Below are 16,994 nucleotides of genomic sequence, written 5' to 3' on the forward strand. Positions count from 1 at the left end.
ACTCTGAAGCCTCGGTGACATTGACGTGACACTTGCGGGACCGTGACACTCGCGGGACCATGTCCGTCTGGCTTACTCCCCGCTCCTTTCGCCGTACGGGCGCCCCCTTCTGGCCGAGAGGCATCTGCCGCACACGACGCATCGCAGTTCGGGTATTCGGGGACCGCTCACATCATCACGTCGAAAGGCCGCCGCAGCCCCCCGATCCCCACCGATGTATCGGATATGCACTATGGCTGACGTCACTGAAATCGTTGAGATGCCGTCCGTTACGAAGGGAATGCGGCCGCCCGAAGCACCAAGTAGCTGAATCCCTCCGAACGACGGAGTCGGCGAGATCGAATTCCGCGCCCACGGGCACACTAGTTCTCAGCGGTCACTAGAGCCTAGATATGCTCGCGTAGATACTGTCGACACCCGACAAAGTTACAGAAGGGCTAGCAAGATTGACTCTCGATCAAGACTCGACTCCCTTCCGCGACTTCAGTCAACATCTATGGCGGATCACCGGCCCCTACGGCTCAGACTGGCTCCTTGGGATGTCGGCAGTGCTGCTAGCCATCCCCACCTTCTTTACGCTTAACTCGCAACCTGCATGGACCATCCCCAGGACTGACATCACTTTCAGTACATACAAGACTTTGCTCTTCGTTTTTGCCATTGTGCTGGTGGTAATCGCCGTCATTTGGTCCGTTAAATACAACAGGTCTCAACAGGATTTACAAAATCAAAACAAGACGCTAGATGATGAATTATCCAAGATGACTGCCGACCGAGACAATCACGTCGACACAATCAACGGAATGGTCACGACGATTTCCGATATGTACGCAAGCCTTCTCCGGCAACTTGCTGAAGATTGCGGAATCATAGAACCTCACCGATTGAGCCTCTATGATTCGGCCGACTCAAAGAACTTTAAGCTGTACAGTCGCTATGCTTCCGATCCGGATAGGTCCGGCTTGACCGCCGACGAACTAACCAAGCCTAAAGGAAAAGGCTGCCTCGGATTCGCCTGGGCTGAAGGAAAATGCTCTCGAATATTCTCGGAACACAGATCGACATATAAACGTCAACATCGCGACTTGAGATATTCTGACGACGAGATCGAGGGGTTCACCATGCGCCCCCGAGTAGTCTTTGGGATTCGATTTCCGCAAGGGTCTCAGAATACCTACGGCGGTGTTCTTGTTGTCGAGTTGCAGATTGAGCTGGCACAAGCGCAGCTCGACACACTGATCGAGCAGGTCGAGAAGTCCGCAACTTGGGGTAACATTGCCAGTGCGTACAAGAGCCTTCCGACAGCCATTGAGCGCAGTACCAGCCCTTCCGAGAGGGGGTTCTAATCATGTTAACTAACCCGGATGAGAAAAAAGTCGAGCTGATGCTTGCATATTTGTGTGAAAATTACCCACATAAACATGAGCTCTCCAAGGCTCGCATCTCCAAGATGCTCTACCTCGCAGACTGGCGCGCTAGTATCACCACTGGATGCCAACTATCATCCATTTCTTGGAAGTTCAATCACTATGGTCCATACGTGGACGACACCCGTGACATTGCCGACCGGTCCAGCCTCCTTAAAGTCGAGGAGACTGAAAACATGTACGGTCGGCCGAAGACGCTGATTGCACGGTCTGGTCAACCTGTTAATTTTGAATCCCTGACGGAAGTTGAGCGCGAAATTCTGAACCACGTCATCAGTTCGACGGAGGATCTTTATTGGAATGACTTTATTGCGCTCGTCTACAAGACTTACCCAGTGGCTAACAGTGAGCGAGGAACTGTCCTAGACCTACCTTCCCTCGCTAAGGCCTATAGTGCTTCATGAACAATTTCGACTTACAACTCTCCGGGAAGTAGAGGAAATTGGAACTGTCGGGTTGTAGGCGGTATATCCCGCAGCATCCGGAGCGGGCGCCAGTCCCGAATCTGAATCGCGTTCGCGGAATCGCCGATAGGTCCGAAACTTGCCGCAACAGGGACGAATGAGAGAGGCCCCTGACAGAGCGGTTCGCACCTGATCAGAGGGTCCCTGGGTTGCAGAAGCGTAGGGATTTGAACCCTTGTGACCCCACGTCGACTGCCTTAAATCGCTACCATCAGCGGATACGCCTCTCGCTCAATCTCCTCTGGTCAGTCCGAATCGCGGGTAAGTGTGGGCACAGGACAGCTAGTCTCGAGCTCCCGGGGCAGAAATTGCTCGATCCGGGAAGCGTCTGCGAATGCCGGACTCGAGGCCGCCGTTCAACTCTCCGCGCCTGTTATAAAGCCACGTCTCTGGAACGCCGCACCTCTTAGCGAATTCCTCAAGGTCGAGGTTGGGATCCGAATAGAGCAACACCTGTGCGGTGACCCATACGACATTGAGCCGGAGACAATCCACATCACTCAATCCCCTGTGGTCAGGGTCGGCATTGAGCTGCTGGGTCAGTTTGGCTGGTGAGTCGTCAGCGCGATTGTGCCCAGCTCTGTCTGGTCGATACGGTGCGTCAGACCAGTCATGATTTGCAATCTCATCCGCAAACTCGCGAGCGAGACGACTCAATCTCTCAGTCAAGTGTCCTCCTACAGGACTAGTACCGTCCCTCTCCGACGGAGCGACGGGGCCCAGCGTTCGAGTCTGGTTCGAAGATACTCACGGCACCCGTGTAGCGCTGCGAATTGCGAGCGGCCACCGGCCCCAAGGTTTCGCATGCGGACCGCTCACAGGCAGCCCTCCGACAATATGAGTGCGATAGGTACAGAAGTTGGTCGAACGTATCGCACAGCAAGCGCCAACATGGGCCCTCCTTATGCACCGACTTCGATGGGTGATCTGGCCCCTCACCACTGCGATCTTCAGTGTGACGTCGAGCTGAACGGGTTCTGGTGTCGAATGCTCGCTCAGATCGCTCGACCACCAAGAGGTGCGTGCAAGCTCCGACCAGACGACTTAAGTTCCCGAAAGTGGACTAGTTTTGTGTTCTAACTTGCAAAGTAGTCCACTTGTGCTGATACTATTTCTACATGTCAGAGGCAGTAGCTAGATCAGGTCGGAAGGTTCCTTCAATTATTGGTGAAGATTTAGTCCAGCTTGCCCGCTTGTCGTTGGCGGCTAGACATCAAGATGTTGAGGCATACCTCCAGCGGTTGGTTCGACGGTATCGAGAGTCTGCTCCGGAAACCGCTGACGCCCTGAGGGACCTACTTAGGAGTGGCGCAACAGCGGCGGCGCCACTCAGATCTGCGTCCTCGCCCGCCCCTGTCGACGCCGACTCCCGAATGGCACTTCTCCGACCCGACATGGTAGGTGAGGTTGGAACTCCAATCCTTCGCCCGGACACTCGGGAGCCGCTGGAGCAGCTACGAGACGAACGGCTCGCGGTCTCGAAGCTCGAGGAGGCTGGATTACTGCCGAGTCGCACCGCATTGTTCACAGGTCCGCCTGGAGTTGGCAAAACCATGTCTGCACGGTGGCTCGCCGGCGAGCTTGGGCTTCCACTCCTGATTCTTGATCTCAGCGCCGTCATGAGCAGCATGCTAGGAAAGACTGGCGTTAATCTTCGTCGGGTCCTGGATTACGCGAAGCAGCAGCCGAGCGTGCTCCTACTGGATGAGCTTGATGCGGTGGCAAAGCGTAGGAACGATGCAACAGAGGTGGGTGAGCTCAAACGTCTTGTAACAGTTCTGATTCAGGAAATAGATGACTGGCCGGCGTCCTCATTGCTGCTCGCTGCTACCAATCACGCAGAGCTTCTTGATCCCGCAATCTGGCGCCGGTTCGACGAAGTGATTGAGTTCGGCCTGCCAGGGAAGGTTGAACTGCGTAGCGCGATCGAGCATTTCAGCGAACCGGACAAGTTGGAGCGGGGGCTCGCCGAAGCGATCGCGATTGTTCTAGATGGGACATCTTTCAGCGATGTTGAGCGCACACTGAACGCGCTTCGGCGGCGAGTGGCGATTCGCGGTTCGACGCTGGACGCGGAGCTACTTTCACACATCCATGAGCGTGTTCAGGCGCTCCCGCTTGTCGAGAGGCGAAAGCTTGCAGTGCACCTTGCGTCTGAGCCGACTATTTCACAACGCCGTGCCAGCGAACTAACTGGCGTCAGCCGGGACACCATTCGAGCGTATTCACAGAACAATTCGGACAAACAGGGGGTAACTCATGGCTAGGAACTTCATTCTCGGCTACGGCGAACGATTGACGAAGTCAATTCCCAATATCCCCGGGGGACAGCCGAAGTTGCCCCCCTACTCGGATGCCGAGGCCATCAACCGGCTCGCGCCGATGGCGGCTGCCGCCACCGGCGCCTTCGATGCGCTTCCGCCGCTTGCGTGCCCGCGCGACGAAGTTGTCGGCGTTGTAACACTGCACCCCGAGTGGATTGCGAAGTCGTACCACCCTAGTCGTCTTCTTGATGAGGTTGGCCTTCGAGCAGTTGGCAGTAAACCCGTTGAAGTGACCCCCTCGAAGTGGACCAGGAAGGGCGAGCCGAGTGCCGTACCCTCCACCGATTTGTATGTTGCTGGGCGCCGGTCGGCATTTCGTGACTTTGCCGAAGCCCTCGGATCCCACGACCACGAGGTGTTCCTACCCCAACTCGCGCAAATTGAAGCGTTTCGCGCACCAACCGCGCGGGAGCGAGTAAAGCCTGGCATCCACGACGAGAGCGCAGATCTTTTCGAAGTAGTGCTACACGCGTCGCCTACGGACGACTCAGATTATGTGATTGCTGGCTTCGTTGACTATGCCCGTTCCGTCGGCAGCGACCCCCTCTCCGACAGACGTATCTTCGTGGGCGGACTCTGCTTTCTTCCCGTTCACATGAATCTGGACAGCGCAAACCAGCTGTCGCAGTTCGCTTTTCTTCGAGCCGCAAGACCGCTGCCCAGGCTTCGAACACTCAGCCCCATCGAGCGCTCGAGCCCAACTAACGGGCTTCCAGCAACGCCGCTTCCTGACGCCGATGCGGTTGACCCGAACGTCTCGATCGCGGTATTCGACGGTGGGCTCGCCCCCTCTGCGCTCGATCGTTGGGCTGATTCGCATGAGCCGCGCGGGATTGGTCTAGCAGTTCCAGAGGCCCTGAGTCACGGGCACAATGTAACGTCCGCGTTGCTGTTCGGCCCGTTGACCCCTGGGCATGAACCGTCACGTCCGTTCACGACAGTGGATCACTATCGCGTGCTGGACGCGGGCACAAACAGCGACCCTCTGGAACTGTTTGATGTATTGGATCGAATTGTCAATGTTCTCGAGCAGCGGCCATACGAGTTTGTCAGTTTGAGTATCGGGCCAGCGCTGCCGATCGAAGACGACGAGGTTCACGTCTGGACGGCAAAGCTTGATGAGATCTGGTCAAGTGGAAAGATCCTGGCGGCCGTCGCCGTCGGAAACACTGGGCACATGGATGATATTTCAGGGAATTCTCGGATACAGGTCCCGAGCGACTCGGTGAACAGTATCGCTGTGGGGGCCGCAGACAGTTCGACGAGCGATTGGAACCGCGCTCACTACAGTTCAAAGGGACCAGGAAGGTCCCCCGGAGTGATCAAGCCGGACCTCGTGAGCTTTGGCGGTGGCGCGCGCGAGCCCTTCTACGTTTACGGCGAGGACGCCCCGCTTGTCCGCCAAACCGCGGGGACGAGCTTCGCAACACCCGCCACAGTGCGCCTTGCCGCTGGTGTGCGTGCTCATTTCGGCGACCACCTATCTCCAGTGGCGTTGAAGGCTCTGCTCATCAGCGCAGCTGATTCGATGGCGGGGCACAGTAGAAATGAAGTCGGATGGGGCAGAATCCCTGCTGCGCTTGACGATATCGTTGTGTGCCCTGACGGAACTGCTCGTGTTGTGTACCAAGGCAGGATCCGGCCGGGTGGTTGGACCCGGGCGTCGATTCCGCTTCCTGACGGAATTGACAGGGGCAAAGTTACTGTGGGAGCAACATTTTCGTTCTTCGCTCCTGTTGACCCCCAGGATCCAGGAAACTACACAAGGGCTGGCCTCGAGGTTAGGTTTCGACCTCATATTAAGAAGTTCAAAGGCGATTCGGTGAACCCAGCGACGAAGCCCTTCTTTCAGCGTGGCGACTATATGCACGAGAACGAGCTACGCAACGACGCTCATAAATGGGAAACGACACTTCACCACAAGCAGACCTTTTTGGCATCAACGCTGCTTCAGCCGGTCTTCGACATTCACTACAACTCCCGAGAAGGCGGCTCGAAAAGCAGCTCGACCGATGAGCTGAGTTATGCACTAGTCATCACATTGGAAGCGTCGAGGACTCCAGACTTGTATGACCGAGTGGTGACAGCGTATGCATCTCAGCTTGAGGTTTTGAACCCGACCATTTCCATCCCTGTCACAACCTAGTATTTCACGGGTATCGCACTCACTTTAGGTGCTGCTGCGTCCGCCCAAGTAGCGTACCGGTCAGGCTAAAGCCAGGTAGGCCGCCAGGTTGCGCATCGAGCATTCGTGACGGTTTGCTCGATGCACACGGCCCCTGCCGAGCTGACACGCCTAACTCAGCGGGCGCCCAGGACGGCATGCCGCGGCAGATATTGGGGGATTGGTACGCGCCCAACCGGGGCCGTCCTGGTCGAACACGAAGTCGTCGTCGTGCCTGATCAATAGCTCTCAGCCGGCGTGACAGTAAATTGCGCGCGAAGCCCAGCGTTCGTTGTCATGGTGATCAACTCGTCGATCGTGAAGCGGTCGATTTTGCCCATCATCATTTCGGACAGCCTCGGGTGTGTGACGCCGAAACGTTTTGCTGCTTCCTCTGTTGACCACTGTTTGGCGTCGGCGTGTTCTCGGAGGCCGATCATCAGCGTTGATCTGACCTTCATGACCTCGGCTTCACCTGCGGAATCGGAGATTGATTCCCACACGCTTGCATATTTCTCAATCACCCGCCGCAACTCCCTTGTTTCACGGTCCGGACGCCAGACCTTCGTCAAGTCTATGCAATGAACATCGTCGGCGGGCGGCACCACCTGACTCGAAAATGCGAGTCCGGTTCCCGATAGCAGCAGGATTTCCGCAAGATCCCGAGGAATACAGAAAGAGATGCCCCCAACTCCTCCACCCCAAGGAGTCGGGGGCATCTCATTCGGAGCATATGAGTTTGGCCGTTCAGCTCCACCTCGCCCCGTGCTGCAGGGCCAGCTGCGCCGCATAGGTTTTCGCTTTCGCGAATGCCTCTTCGACAGACTGGACCTGAATGTTGATGGTTGTGGACTGGTCGACCGGGGCAGCGCCGTCACCGGCGTAAATCTGGTCCGGTCGATTGGTGGTGCCGACGTTGTACTGCGACCCGGCGGTGAGACCGGGAGCAGCACCCGCCGACGGCACTGTGGCCTTCGACGCCTGCTCAAAGGCCTGTCGGTAGTAGCTGTTCGGATCGATGGGAGTGCCCTTGAGCCCGAAGATTTCGAGCAGAGCGTCCTGACCGATCTTGCCGACGTCCTTGCCGTATTTATCCAGGCGTGTGTTCATGTACGCCTGCGGATCGAACGCCGCCGCAACCGGAACTGGTGCTGCCGGATCACCTGCGAGAGCAGGTGCTACCGAAGGCGATTCGGGTGTGGTCAGCGGTTGACCTGTCACGGCCGGGATGTACTGCTGCAGCAACCGCCACTGATCGTCCGTGAACACGACTTCGGGCTTTCCGGAGAGGTTGAACCCGAAGGTCTTGTCCTTGAAGACCCCGCCCTGGTCGTATCCGGCACCGGTCAACGCTGCGACACCTTGCCCACCGAACTTCGGGTCACGAAGCAGGTAGTTCAGCGACGCACGGAGATTCGATTCCGGATCCCAGATGTCGTCGAACCCTGGGTCCTTGTACGACTGGAACGTCGGGTCGATGACCTGAGCGAGACCTTTCGATGGGACACCGTTCTGCGCGTTGACGTCCCAGTCGTTGATCGCGTTCGGGTCACCGCCGGATTCCCGTTGGATCTGGTACAGGTACTTGTCGACCAATGACCGGTCGATACCCTTTTCGTCGAACAGCTTCTCCACGAGAGGTCGCCACTGTTCCGCACCAGAGTTCTTGTCGTACGGGACATCTCCACCACCGGAAGTGGCTGACTTGCCACGGACGATCGTCAAAGCCGCGTCCGTCAACTTGTCGTAGACGGCGAGCGGAATCTGCCCGAACATGCCAAATTCCGAGAACTCCGGAATCATCTTCCGCAGTCCCTTGACCGGAAGCTCGAACAGGTTCGCAGTCTGATTGCGGACCATGTTGAACGCCCCGCTGATCGCTCCCGTGAACCGTTCGAACAACGACTTCTTTTCCTCGTCGCTCATTTCGGCCTGCGGGAAATCGTTCGCCCAGTGCACGTGATCCCAGTGACCAGGCAAGTCACCGGCGTACACCTGATTCGAGAGCTGACCCTGGTCGGTGATCATGTTTCCGCCGACGTTGTAGAGCAACGGTCCAGGACCCCAAATCAGCTGCGCCGATTGCGGATACGCCTGGAAAATCCAGTCCGCGTAGGCCTGCTTGTTCGGACCGTCGATGTCAACGGCGCCGCCCTTGCCGTGATAGCCGGAATGGCCGGGGCGAAGAGCGGACGTGATCGTCACTTCCGGGAACGCGTCCTGGATGACCTGCGCCATCCAAGTGTCGGTGTCGGAACCGAAGATCACACCACCACCGAGCGCGAACTTCGCCGGTCCCTTGTTCTGGACCCGACCCCCGTCTCGGTAGTTGCTGGCCAGGGTCTCGCGGCGCATCCGCTCGACCTCGCCGTGACCGCCTGCAGCCATGACTTCTGCTGCTGTCCAGACGTGCTCGCCGTTCGAGAGCCAGGCGGGAATCTTGTCGTCGCGCGGGCCACCTGCACCGAACACCGCGCCACCGTCGCGACGATGGATCATGCGGTCGGCGATGTTTCCGCCGGACTTGCCGCCGACTTCACCGATCGGATCGATCGTCGGCCACGGTTCCAGATCGAGCAGTCCCGCGACGGCGTTCCACGCTTTGCCGAGCCCGTTGTTGAGCACGGTGTCGATGACGAAGTTGATCGGCCCGGCCAGACGTTCCCTCAATCCGTCCCAGATGTCACCGATTGCAGAGACGATGCCGCCGAAGAAGTTTCGCAGTTCGTCGAGCGCGCCCCGGAAGCCTGGGAAGTGCTTTTCGACGATGTCCGCGATACCGGAACCGATGGCGGATGGAAGGTTCTTCCAGTCCGTGACGGCTCCGTTGGTGATCTTCGAGAGGAAATCGTTGGCGAGTCCACCGAGGCCTTCGTTGCGTAGGGTGTCCCACGCCGGCCGGATGGTGTTGTTCCAACCGTCGGAGACCCGTGAGCACAGTTCGTCCCACTTGGCCTTCGCCCCGTCTCGTAGACCGGTGATCGCCGATGATCCGATTTCACCGATCCGGGAGCTGACGTCACCGAACCACTTCTTGGTGTCCTCGACCTTGTCGCCGACAGAGCCGGTGAATCCGTCCCAGGCGTCCTTGGCCGCATTGATCGACTTCTCCCACAACGCTGCGGCGGGAGACTGCCCTTCTTCCGCGCCGATCCAGTCCCACGCGCCGCCGCTGACGAAGTCGCCGACGCCGCTCAGCCCGCGGTTGATCGCCCCGCCCCAGCCGCCGTGGTCCTTGTTCCACAGACCACCGTCGTACTCGTCTGTCTCGTTGTTGTAGCCGAAGAACGAGTTGACGCCGCGGGCGAACTTGCCGCCGAAATCGGCGTCGTTGTCAGCCCAGTCCCAGATTTGACGGAACCATCCGGCCTGCTCGGCTTGGCCCGGTTCGAGTTGTTCGGGGACCTTGCCGGGTGCGTCGCCTTGTTCACTGTCGTCGCTACTTCGGGCCGGGCGGAACCACTTCAGCATTTCTGCGGAAGTGGCGATGATGCCCATGATCGATTCGACGATCGACTTGACGTCCTCGAAGAACTTCTTGATTTCGTGCCGACCTTCGGGCGTTCCGAGGAATTCGTTCCAGCGGTCGAGGGTGGACTCGATCGAGTCGAGCCAGGACTCCCCCACCTCATCCGAGCCAGCGAACATGTTGCCCGCGAGTTCGCCGATTCCCTTGATGATGCGCCAGATTTGAGCGAACGTGTCGATCGCTTCCTGCATGAAATTGTGCAGTTGCGACTTACCGTTTTCGTCGATGGTGGTGCGCATCGAGTGGATCATTTCGGCGAAATTGCCGGTCCCCTCCTCGAAAGCACCGGTGATGGACGGGAGGAAATCCGATCCGACGGCAGAGAGGTCCAGCAGCGCAGAACCGAGATTGCCGAGACCATCCAGCAACGGCCCCAACGCTTCTGCCGTACTGGTGAGAATTTGCGAGATGTCGTCCTTGACACCATCGGTCATCAGCCAATCCATGGCCGATTTCAGTTTGGTGTTCAACACGTCCGCCAGCGCCGTCAGACCGTCCGTCAGAATCGGCATGTAGGTGCCGCCGAGCTCCGAGAACTTCTGCCCCATCCCGTCGAACAGCGCGTCCTGTACCGAGAACCGGAGTTCCTTCCAGGCGTCGGACATTCCGCGTGTCATCTCGACGAACTGCCGTGCATTCGGCGAGAGGTTCGCGAGCGCCTCGTTGTACTTCTCGAGGGACGGCGATCCTGCTGCCATGGTGTCGTTCAGGTTCTGCTGAGCGACCGCCACGTTGTCGAGTGCCCGCTCAATCCCTCTCTGCGACTCAGCGACTCGATCCTGCGCATCGACGATCGCTTGCTTCGAGTCGACGACACGGTCATCGGCGTCCACCACTGCCTGTTGCGCAGCGACGACCTGGTCCGCACCTTCGACGCCCTTGGCGTTGACGTCAGCGACCTCGGCCCGGAGATCCTGGTTCGCCTCGCGGACTTCCGTCAGACGCTGGACCTGCTGGCGGTACGCGAGATCGGCCCTGCGTAGCTGGGTCGGGGTCGCATCGCCGGAGCTTCGGGCTTCGACCAGTCGTTCCCAGGACTCCTGAACCCCGAGTAACGCGTCCTCTTCGTCGAGGGAACTGCGCTTGAGGGCGAGGTTCATGTCCTCGATCTGCTCGGTTGCGGCCTTGCGCGCCTGCGTGAGCGACTTCTGAGCGAGTTCCGCGTCCGCCACCGCACGACGGTTGTTCTTCTCCGCAGACTCGACCTCACGCAGTGCTCGCGTGTGGCCCTTCTCCGCCTGCTCCACCGCGTCGATCGCGTCGGCAAGAGAGCGCTGAGCGGCCTCGGTCTGCTTCGCTGCGGCTGCCGACTCCTTCGCGGAGTTCTTGGCCACTTCCTTGCCTGCCTCGAAGGCGTCCTTGATGCCGGTGGCACCGACTGCGATCGTTGCGAAGGTCGCCGTTGCAGCCGCACCCATCGCGGGTAGCAGCGCAACGACCCCTGCTGCCTGGACGAGTTGGCCGATGAGCGGTACCAACGACACTGCACCCAAAGCGACCAAAGCGATCTTCGCCAGACCTGCACCGGAAGCAATGCCACTGAGAGCTGCTCCGGCACCGCCGCCTGCGCCGCCACCTCCACCACCGGCAGGGATCGGCGGCATGCCACGAATCAGCGCCTCGAGCGCCAATACCTGTGCGGTCAGAGCTGCGACCTGAGTCATCGCCGCACCTGTGTCGATGTCCAGGTTCATGTGGACGTCTCTGATCGATGCCCGGAACGCCTGCATTTGCGCATGTGCCCTGGCCAGGTCCAGATCGGCGCGAACGGTGACGTCGGCTTCCATCCCCTGCAACTGGGTACGTACGCGATTACGCAGCCCAGTGAGATTCGGGGTGATGTCGACCTCGACGGCCTGCATGTTCCGGGTACCGTTCCGCACTCGCTGGTGGAATCCGGCAAGGTTCGGGAGAACTTGAACGTTCGCTTCGACATGTTTGGCGTCGACGAGGAACTTGACGCGCTCGTGGAAGTTCGCCTTGAGTTCGGGTTCGACGATCAGCCGTGCGGATCCAGCGTTGTACGACGTTGACATGTGCGCCTCGCTATTCAGTTGTTTTTCTTGTTGTCTTGCGCTGCTACTTCATCTAATGAGCTGCAGCGCAGGTGTTTACGTAGCTATCGCGCGAGTCGGCGCTGGATTGCTGCTTTGATGCGCGCGGCGTACCCGGGCTTAGGGGAGTTGCTCGTAGATGCTGCGTCGACTGAATGGGCCATTCGACTGCGTCGGAGCCTTGGGGGCGTTAATCCGAGACGGGCGAATAGTCGGCGGTAGGCGTTTCTCATGGTGTTGGTGACCTTTCGGGGTCGAGAAAACACCCCATCGGCATGTGCTCCGATGGGGTGTGGCGATGAAGTGGGAGGCGATCTGGTACCCCGGGTGGGGATACGCGAAGGATTGGCTAGATTTGTGGGTGTCTGACTGCGGACACACTGCTAGCGCGGAAGTAGCTTACCACGAGTTTCGCGTTCGAATTGAATGAAAATCCTTGTCCGCATGGAGAACTGGGGTTCAGCTCAGGTGTTTGTATGTCATCTCGAAGACCGACCGAGCGTTTGCGACAGCTTCGGATTGTCGAGGGCCGGAGCTGAGGAGAATCTCGACGACCGCGCCTTCAATTGATGGTGAGAGGCCATGGCACGACACGATCTCGCCGTCCTCGATGGCGACCACAAGGAGAAGTTCGAACGCGGCCGCCAATTCGTCGTATGTGCGCGCAGGTCGGCCGGTTCTCACACCTCCATGGAACCCCATCTTGGCGGGTTTGCGTGCCTTCTTGACGAACAACAGAGGCTTGCCTGGCATCCAGGCAAGCCTCTGGGGGTGTCGAGTGGGTTGAGCGGGTTAGCGAATGTGCCTCCCATCGCTGAGGTCAGCTGCTTTGCTGAGGATCTGGGCAAGGGCCCTGGCCAATTCTGGGGTCAGGCCTTCGATCGTGTCGATTGCGCCGGCGCTGATGGTGATGGGGTGACCGTGCTGGGCAACAATGTCCAGACTGCCCACCCTTTGGTCGGAATGGAGGGAGGTGATGCTGGTGCCTTCCACAGTGAAGTGATCCAGTGTGATGCTCATGCTGACACCTCCAGGAGTGCGCTTGCGGGTTCGAGTTCTTCGATTGCGCTGGTCAGCTGCGCGAGTAGGAGCTTGGCTTGCTCTGGCTCGAGGTGGAGGCTTTGGTGCTGTAGCTCTGGAATGTACAGCTGGACAAGAGGGTTGGATGATTCTGCAGACCAGGGGTGCACCCAGACTTCCTTGCCTTGTATGTCTGTGACTCGAGGCCTGATTGGGGTGATGTGTGCCATGTGGATGCCTTACTCGAGGGGATGTGCCATCCAGGTTGGTGTCCCTGGGGCTGATTCATTTTTACACCCCCCTTTAAAGTAATTCAACCCCCCTTCAAAAACTAGTTCGTCAAGCCGGGTGCTCGTAGCTACTTGGGGCGGGCCTTCGCGATCGTGTAAACCCGCGACAGGCTGACGCCGGCCGCCCTCGCGATGTCCGCGATGGGGATGCCAGCGTCTATTGCTGCGTAGATCGCCGCACGGTGGGCTTCTGCTGCATCGATCGACGATTGTTGTGCCGCTTTGTTGGTCGCCGCCGTGGTTGCAACGCGCGCCAGGGGATCCAATGTCATATTCCCAAATTACACCCCCCTTCAAGTTTCTGAGTAGGCGAGCCTGTGCGGGATTGTTCTTCGCAGTTGCGAAGGAGCTGGGCTCTACATCGGCAGCATTCAAGCGTGCGTTGGCATCGACTGGGAAACAGCGTGCGTTGGCATCGACTGGGAAACTCAGTCGAAGCAGCGCATTCGCTCGGCATGTCTCCGCGAGGAATGCTCGCGGTTGATATTTCATTCGCAGTCATAAAATGACGTCTTCGGTCGAAATTCGCAAATTATGACCTGAAATTATGACCTGCGTGTGCAAGGGTCCCGACGAAATCGTCGACGCGGCTATCCATCGCAGTCTTCGGGGCATCCTGGCGTTCGGGGTGGACGGAGGCGAGCCAGAAGTAGCGCTTGGGGTCCTTGGTAAGGGCACTTGAACTGCCGCAAGTGGCATCGTGAACCATAGTGGTACTTAATTAGGTACCGGTTTGGTACACTAGGTAGCAACAGTGGCGTAGAAACCAAAAACCGAAATCATCATCGATGCGAGCTGCTGTTCAGGAGGCCGTATGTCCAATGCCATCACCGCCACGGACGCCAGGAAGTCGCTGTTCCCGCTCATCGAGCAGGTCAACGACGACCACACGACGATCGAAATCGTCTCAAAGAAGGGGAACGCCGTTCTCCTCTCGAAGGACGACTACGACTCTATCGTCGAGACCGCGCACCTGCTGTCATCGCCTGCAAACGCGATGCGCCTGATCCGCAGTCTGGAGGCAACCCGACGTGGCGAATACACCGAAAGAGAGCTTCTCGAGTGAATATCGCCTTTACGGACGACGCATGGGATGACTACACCCACTGGTCTGTCGCAGACCGCAAGATGCTCAAAAAGATCAACGATCTGATCAAGGACATCAAGCGGGATCCCTTCACCGGGACCGGTAAACCCGAACCTCTGCGATACAGCGACTTGAACGCCTGGTCTCGTCGCATCGACCGCGAGCATCGTCTCGTCTACGTCGTCAAAGATGACATCATCGTCATCCAGCAGGCACGGCGACACTACTGAAAGCAACAGCCCCGGTTCGTGATTTGCGCGCCGGGGTTTTCTCATTCAACTCCGAGGATTCGTACGCGTCACTTGCCTTGCTTCGCTTCGGCCGCGGTCAGCAGGTTCACGAACGCCGACGAGGTCACCAGCATGTATCGCGCGAGATCCTGGTCCGGGGTCGGCGCCGAATCGCAGCCATGACGCAACCCGTCCTCATCGCTCGCCCAGCCGTAAATCTTCTTCCACCCCTCGACCAAAGACGGATGCACGTACGGACCCGACTTTTTGATCTCGTCGAGGGCTTTCCCTAAGGTGCTTCTACCAGTCAGCTGGCCGGCCTTCGACTCAACCGCAACTGATCGACTCCTTGATCGAGTTTGGGTAGTCAGGGTTGTCCCTATCAGCAAAAAGATCCAAGGCCTGCTTCAGGTGGTGCCGGGTCCCTTCGTGCTCCGAACCGATCGCGGTTTCGATCTCCGACACCTCTGCTTCATCCGAAATTGGGACGACGCGCCCCGCCAGCACCCGATAGCCCGCTTTGTGTTCCTCTAGCAGTGAGTTAATTGAAGCGGCGAACGCTGGCACCTTCCCGGTCAGAACCTCCACCAGGTCGTAGACCCGTTCCACGGCCCCTTCTTGATCCATGTCTTCACCCAGGTGTCGATGTCGTAGGAACTCCGGTACTGGTCGGCGTCATACCCATAGTGAAGAGTCCATATAGGGGCGAACAACGCATCGACTTCGTAGTCGGCCATCGCGCCGTGGTCGAACACGGTTGCGTAGAGCAGATTCCAAATCTGGGTGCGTGTCGCGTCGTCTAGCACCTCGACTTGGATCGCACTACGGATGGGTGCGTAGCCGTATCTTTCTGAGAATCTCATCGCGCCATTCATGCCAAATCCGACCGACTGGTTCACGGTCGACTTTGTGCGGGCCAGTTCTCCGGCCCTGCGCCATACCCCCACTTCAGACTGATTGGTACGATCTGCTGACTTCGAGCGAAAGACGGCCCATGACCAGCAAAATCAAACGCTTCACGACCACCGCCGCCCTCACAGCAGCGGCAGCCCTCGCGGTTCCCGCGCTCGCTTCCGCAGCGCCGACGCCCGCCACTATTTCCGTTGAGCCTGGAACCAACTCGGCCGTCGTGACCATTCACGCGCCGGACAGTCTCACCCGGAACGGCAATTGCCAGGGGCCGTGGGTGCACACAGCCCAGGACGCCAAACTGATGGACGCAAGTCCACTGCTCGACCTGGCGAACAATCCACGAAATTGGCTAGTCGGCAATCCTGCATCCCCGACAGCAGCCGACAACCCGTCGTTCGAGTCGTACGCCTACCTTCAGCCTGGCGAGACGAAAACCCTGACGATTCCGTTCCTCAGGGACGGCGAATACGTGGCGGGGGCCCTATGCCAGGACTGGGACGGGAAAGTCGTCTACACGCTAGCTCGGACTTCGTTCACGGTTGGTACCCCGACAACTGAGCCCGGCAACGGAGCCGGAAGCATCGGGAGCCCGTTCGGTTCGTGACCGACCGCCCAACACACGTCTTCTTCTCCACAAATGCAGCCCCGGTGAGCAAATCCCGCGCCGGAGTTTCCTCATTCACCGCCAAGATTCCCTATGACCGAACGAAAGAAGGCCCAATGACCAGCCTGATCAGACGCGCCACCACCGTCACGGCCCTCGCGGCAGCGACCGCCTTCGCAGTCCCCGCCCTCGCACACGCTGCGCCCGCTGCCACAGTGACAGTAACGAGCGTGGCGAACACTGCGAACGTGACAATCAAAGCCCCCGACGGAGGAAACATCGGGCAGTGCACGGGGCCGTGGGTGCATACGGCAGCTGAAGCAAAGAAGCTTCACGAAAGCGCCGAACTCGACATCGCCAATAACCCGATCAACTTCTTCGTGGGAACGCCGGTGTCCCCTAACACAGGCACCTCGCAGGGGGCTGACCGAGACGCCTGGGTTGACGTGAATGCAGGTGAGACAAAGACTGCGAAGATCCTCTTCATCGACGACGGCAACTACGTTTCCGGTGTTGTCTGCGTAGCTATCGAAGACAACAAACCTGTCTACTCACTGACTGAAACGCCGTTCACGATCGGCACGCCGACAACTGAGCCCGGCAACGGAACCGGAAGCCTCAGCAGCCCTTTCGGTTCGTGACACGTCGAACAGCAATAAGCCGTTAAGGCATTTGCCCCGGCATGCGGATTGCATGCCGGGGCTGTTGGAACCGATCTGCCCGGCCATTGCCCACTCCGAAGACGGGGTCATGACGGCATCGAAATCGATTCGCGACGGTGTGCCCGAAAAACCGCCACGGGGTGGCTCACGCCGTCAGACCTGCGGAAACCCGACAACTGCAGTGTAAGAGCGCGATTCGGAATCACGGCCATGTCGTTTCGAGGCAT

The 16,994-nt window shown here is 58.7% G+C and carries 14 protein-coding genes and 1 pseudogene; 8 read left to right on the plus strand and 7 right to left on the minus strand.

Features of this window, described 5'->3' with window-relative positions; genetic code table 11:
• The first annotated feature begins 446 nt into the window (after positions 1-446).
• The 4 genes from AC1Q61_RS03200 (at position 447) to AC1Q61_RS03215 (ending at position 6,361) form a co-directional block, all read left to right on the plus strand.
• Entirely contained in the window at positions 447-1,346 is a 900-nt protein-coding gene (locus AC1Q61_RS03200; RefSeq protein ID WP_492650959.1) for a hypothetical protein, read from the plus strand.
• 104 nt (positions 1,347-1,450) lie between these two features.
• Positions 1,451-1,831: a Panacea domain-containing protein gene (locus AC1Q61_RS03205; RefSeq protein WP_492654877.1), complete on the plus strand. Its 381-nt coding sequence runs from the start codon at positions 1,451-1,453 to the stop codon at positions 1,829-1,831.
• Between the two features lie 1,454 nt (positions 1,832-3,285).
• Positions 3,286-4,158, plus strand: coding sequence for an AAA family ATPase (locus AC1Q61_RS03210; protein WP_492654878.1), 873 nt, complete (start codon positions 3,286-3,288; stop codon positions 4,156-4,158).
• The gene (locus tag AC1Q61_RS03215) at positions 4,151-6,361 is read left to right on the plus strand and encodes a S8 family peptidase (protein WP_492650956.1); all 2,211 of its coding nucleotides are present in this window, start codon (positions 4,151-4,153) and stop codon (positions 6,359-6,361) included. The genes AC1Q61_RS03210 and AC1Q61_RS03215 overlap by 8 nt, the downstream gene beginning before the upstream one ends.
• Before the next feature lie 257 nt (positions 6,362-6,618).
• Here the strand turns inward: AC1Q61_RS03215 and AC1Q61_RS03220 are convergent, their stop codons facing one another.
• From AC1Q61_RS03220 to AC1Q61_RS03240, 5 genes are all read right to left on the minus strand, one after another.
• Entirely contained in the window at positions 6,619-6,984 is a 366-nt protein-coding gene (locus tag AC1Q61_RS03220) for a helix-turn-helix domain-containing protein (protein WP_492650955.1), read from the minus strand.
• A 142-nt stretch (positions 6,985-7,126) separates the two neighbouring features.
• Positions 7,127-11,944 carry a transglycosylase SLT domain-containing protein gene (locus AC1Q61_RS03225; protein ID WP_492650954.1) on the minus strand — a complete coding sequence of 1,606 codons (4,818 nt, stop codon included), beginning with the start codon at positions 11,942-11,944 and terminating at the stop codon, positions 7,127-7,129.
• A gap of 477 nt (positions 11,945-12,421) precedes the next feature.
• Positions 12,422-12,715 (minus strand): hypothetical protein, encoded by a 294-nt coding sequence (locus AC1Q61_RS03230; RefSeq protein WP_492650953.1) that lies wholly within the window; start codon positions 12,713-12,715, stop codon positions 12,422-12,424.
• A gap of 39 nt (positions 12,716-12,754) precedes the next feature.
• Positions 12,755-12,982 (minus strand): hypothetical protein, encoded by a 228-nt coding sequence (locus AC1Q61_RS03235; RefSeq protein WP_492650952.1) that lies wholly within the window; start codon positions 12,980-12,982, stop codon positions 12,755-12,757.
• Between the two features lie 358 nt (positions 12,983-13,340).
• Positions 13,341-13,544, minus strand: a complete 204-nt coding sequence (locus tag AC1Q61_RS03240; RefSeq protein WP_230359015.1) for a hypothetical protein — start codon at positions 13,542-13,544, stop codon at positions 13,341-13,343.
• Between the two features lie 542 nt (positions 13,545-14,086).
• Between AC1Q61_RS03240 and AC1Q61_RS03245 the strand changes: the two genes are divergently transcribed.
• Positions 14,087-14,338: a type II toxin-antitoxin system Phd/YefM family antitoxin gene (locus AC1Q61_RS03245; protein WP_021333320.1), complete on the plus strand. Its 252-nt coding sequence runs from the start codon at positions 14,087-14,089 to the stop codon at positions 14,336-14,338.
• Positions 14,335-14,589 (plus strand): Txe/YoeB family addiction module toxin, encoded by a 255-nt coding sequence (locus tag AC1Q61_RS03250; RefSeq protein WP_459113562.1) that lies wholly within the window; start codon positions 14,335-14,337, stop codon positions 14,587-14,589. Before AC1Q61_RS03245 ends, AC1Q61_RS03250 begins: the two co-directional genes overlap by 4 nt.
• A gap of 68 nt (positions 14,590-14,657) precedes the next feature.
• On the opposite strand, the gene AC1Q61_RS03255 is transcribed toward AC1Q61_RS03250, so the two are convergent.
• Positions 14,658-14,840, minus strand: a complete 183-nt coding sequence (locus tag AC1Q61_RS03255; RefSeq protein WP_492650951.1) for a hypothetical protein — start codon at positions 14,838-14,840, stop codon at positions 14,658-14,660.
• 76 nt (positions 14,841-14,916) lie between these two features.
• Positions 14,917-15,464, minus strand: a pseudogene (locus AC1Q61_RS03260) (AbiJ-NTD4 domain-containing protein).
• 119 nt (positions 15,465-15,583) lie between these two features.
• Between AC1Q61_RS03260 and AC1Q61_RS03265 the strand changes: the two are divergent.
• Complete coding sequence (locus AC1Q61_RS03265; protein WP_492650950.1) at positions 15,584-16,105, plus strand: hypothetical protein; 522 nt, start codon at positions 15,584-15,586, stop codon at positions 16,103-16,105.
• 116 nt (positions 16,106-16,221) lie between these two features.
• Positions 16,222-16,746, plus strand: a complete 525-nt coding sequence (locus AC1Q61_RS03270) for a hypothetical protein (RefSeq protein ID WP_378535834.1) — start codon at positions 16,222-16,224, stop codon at positions 16,744-16,746.
• Positions 16,747-16,994: the final 248 nt, after the last annotated feature.

It is taken from the genome of Rhodococcus sp. MPR-R1B (assembly GCF_058793255.1).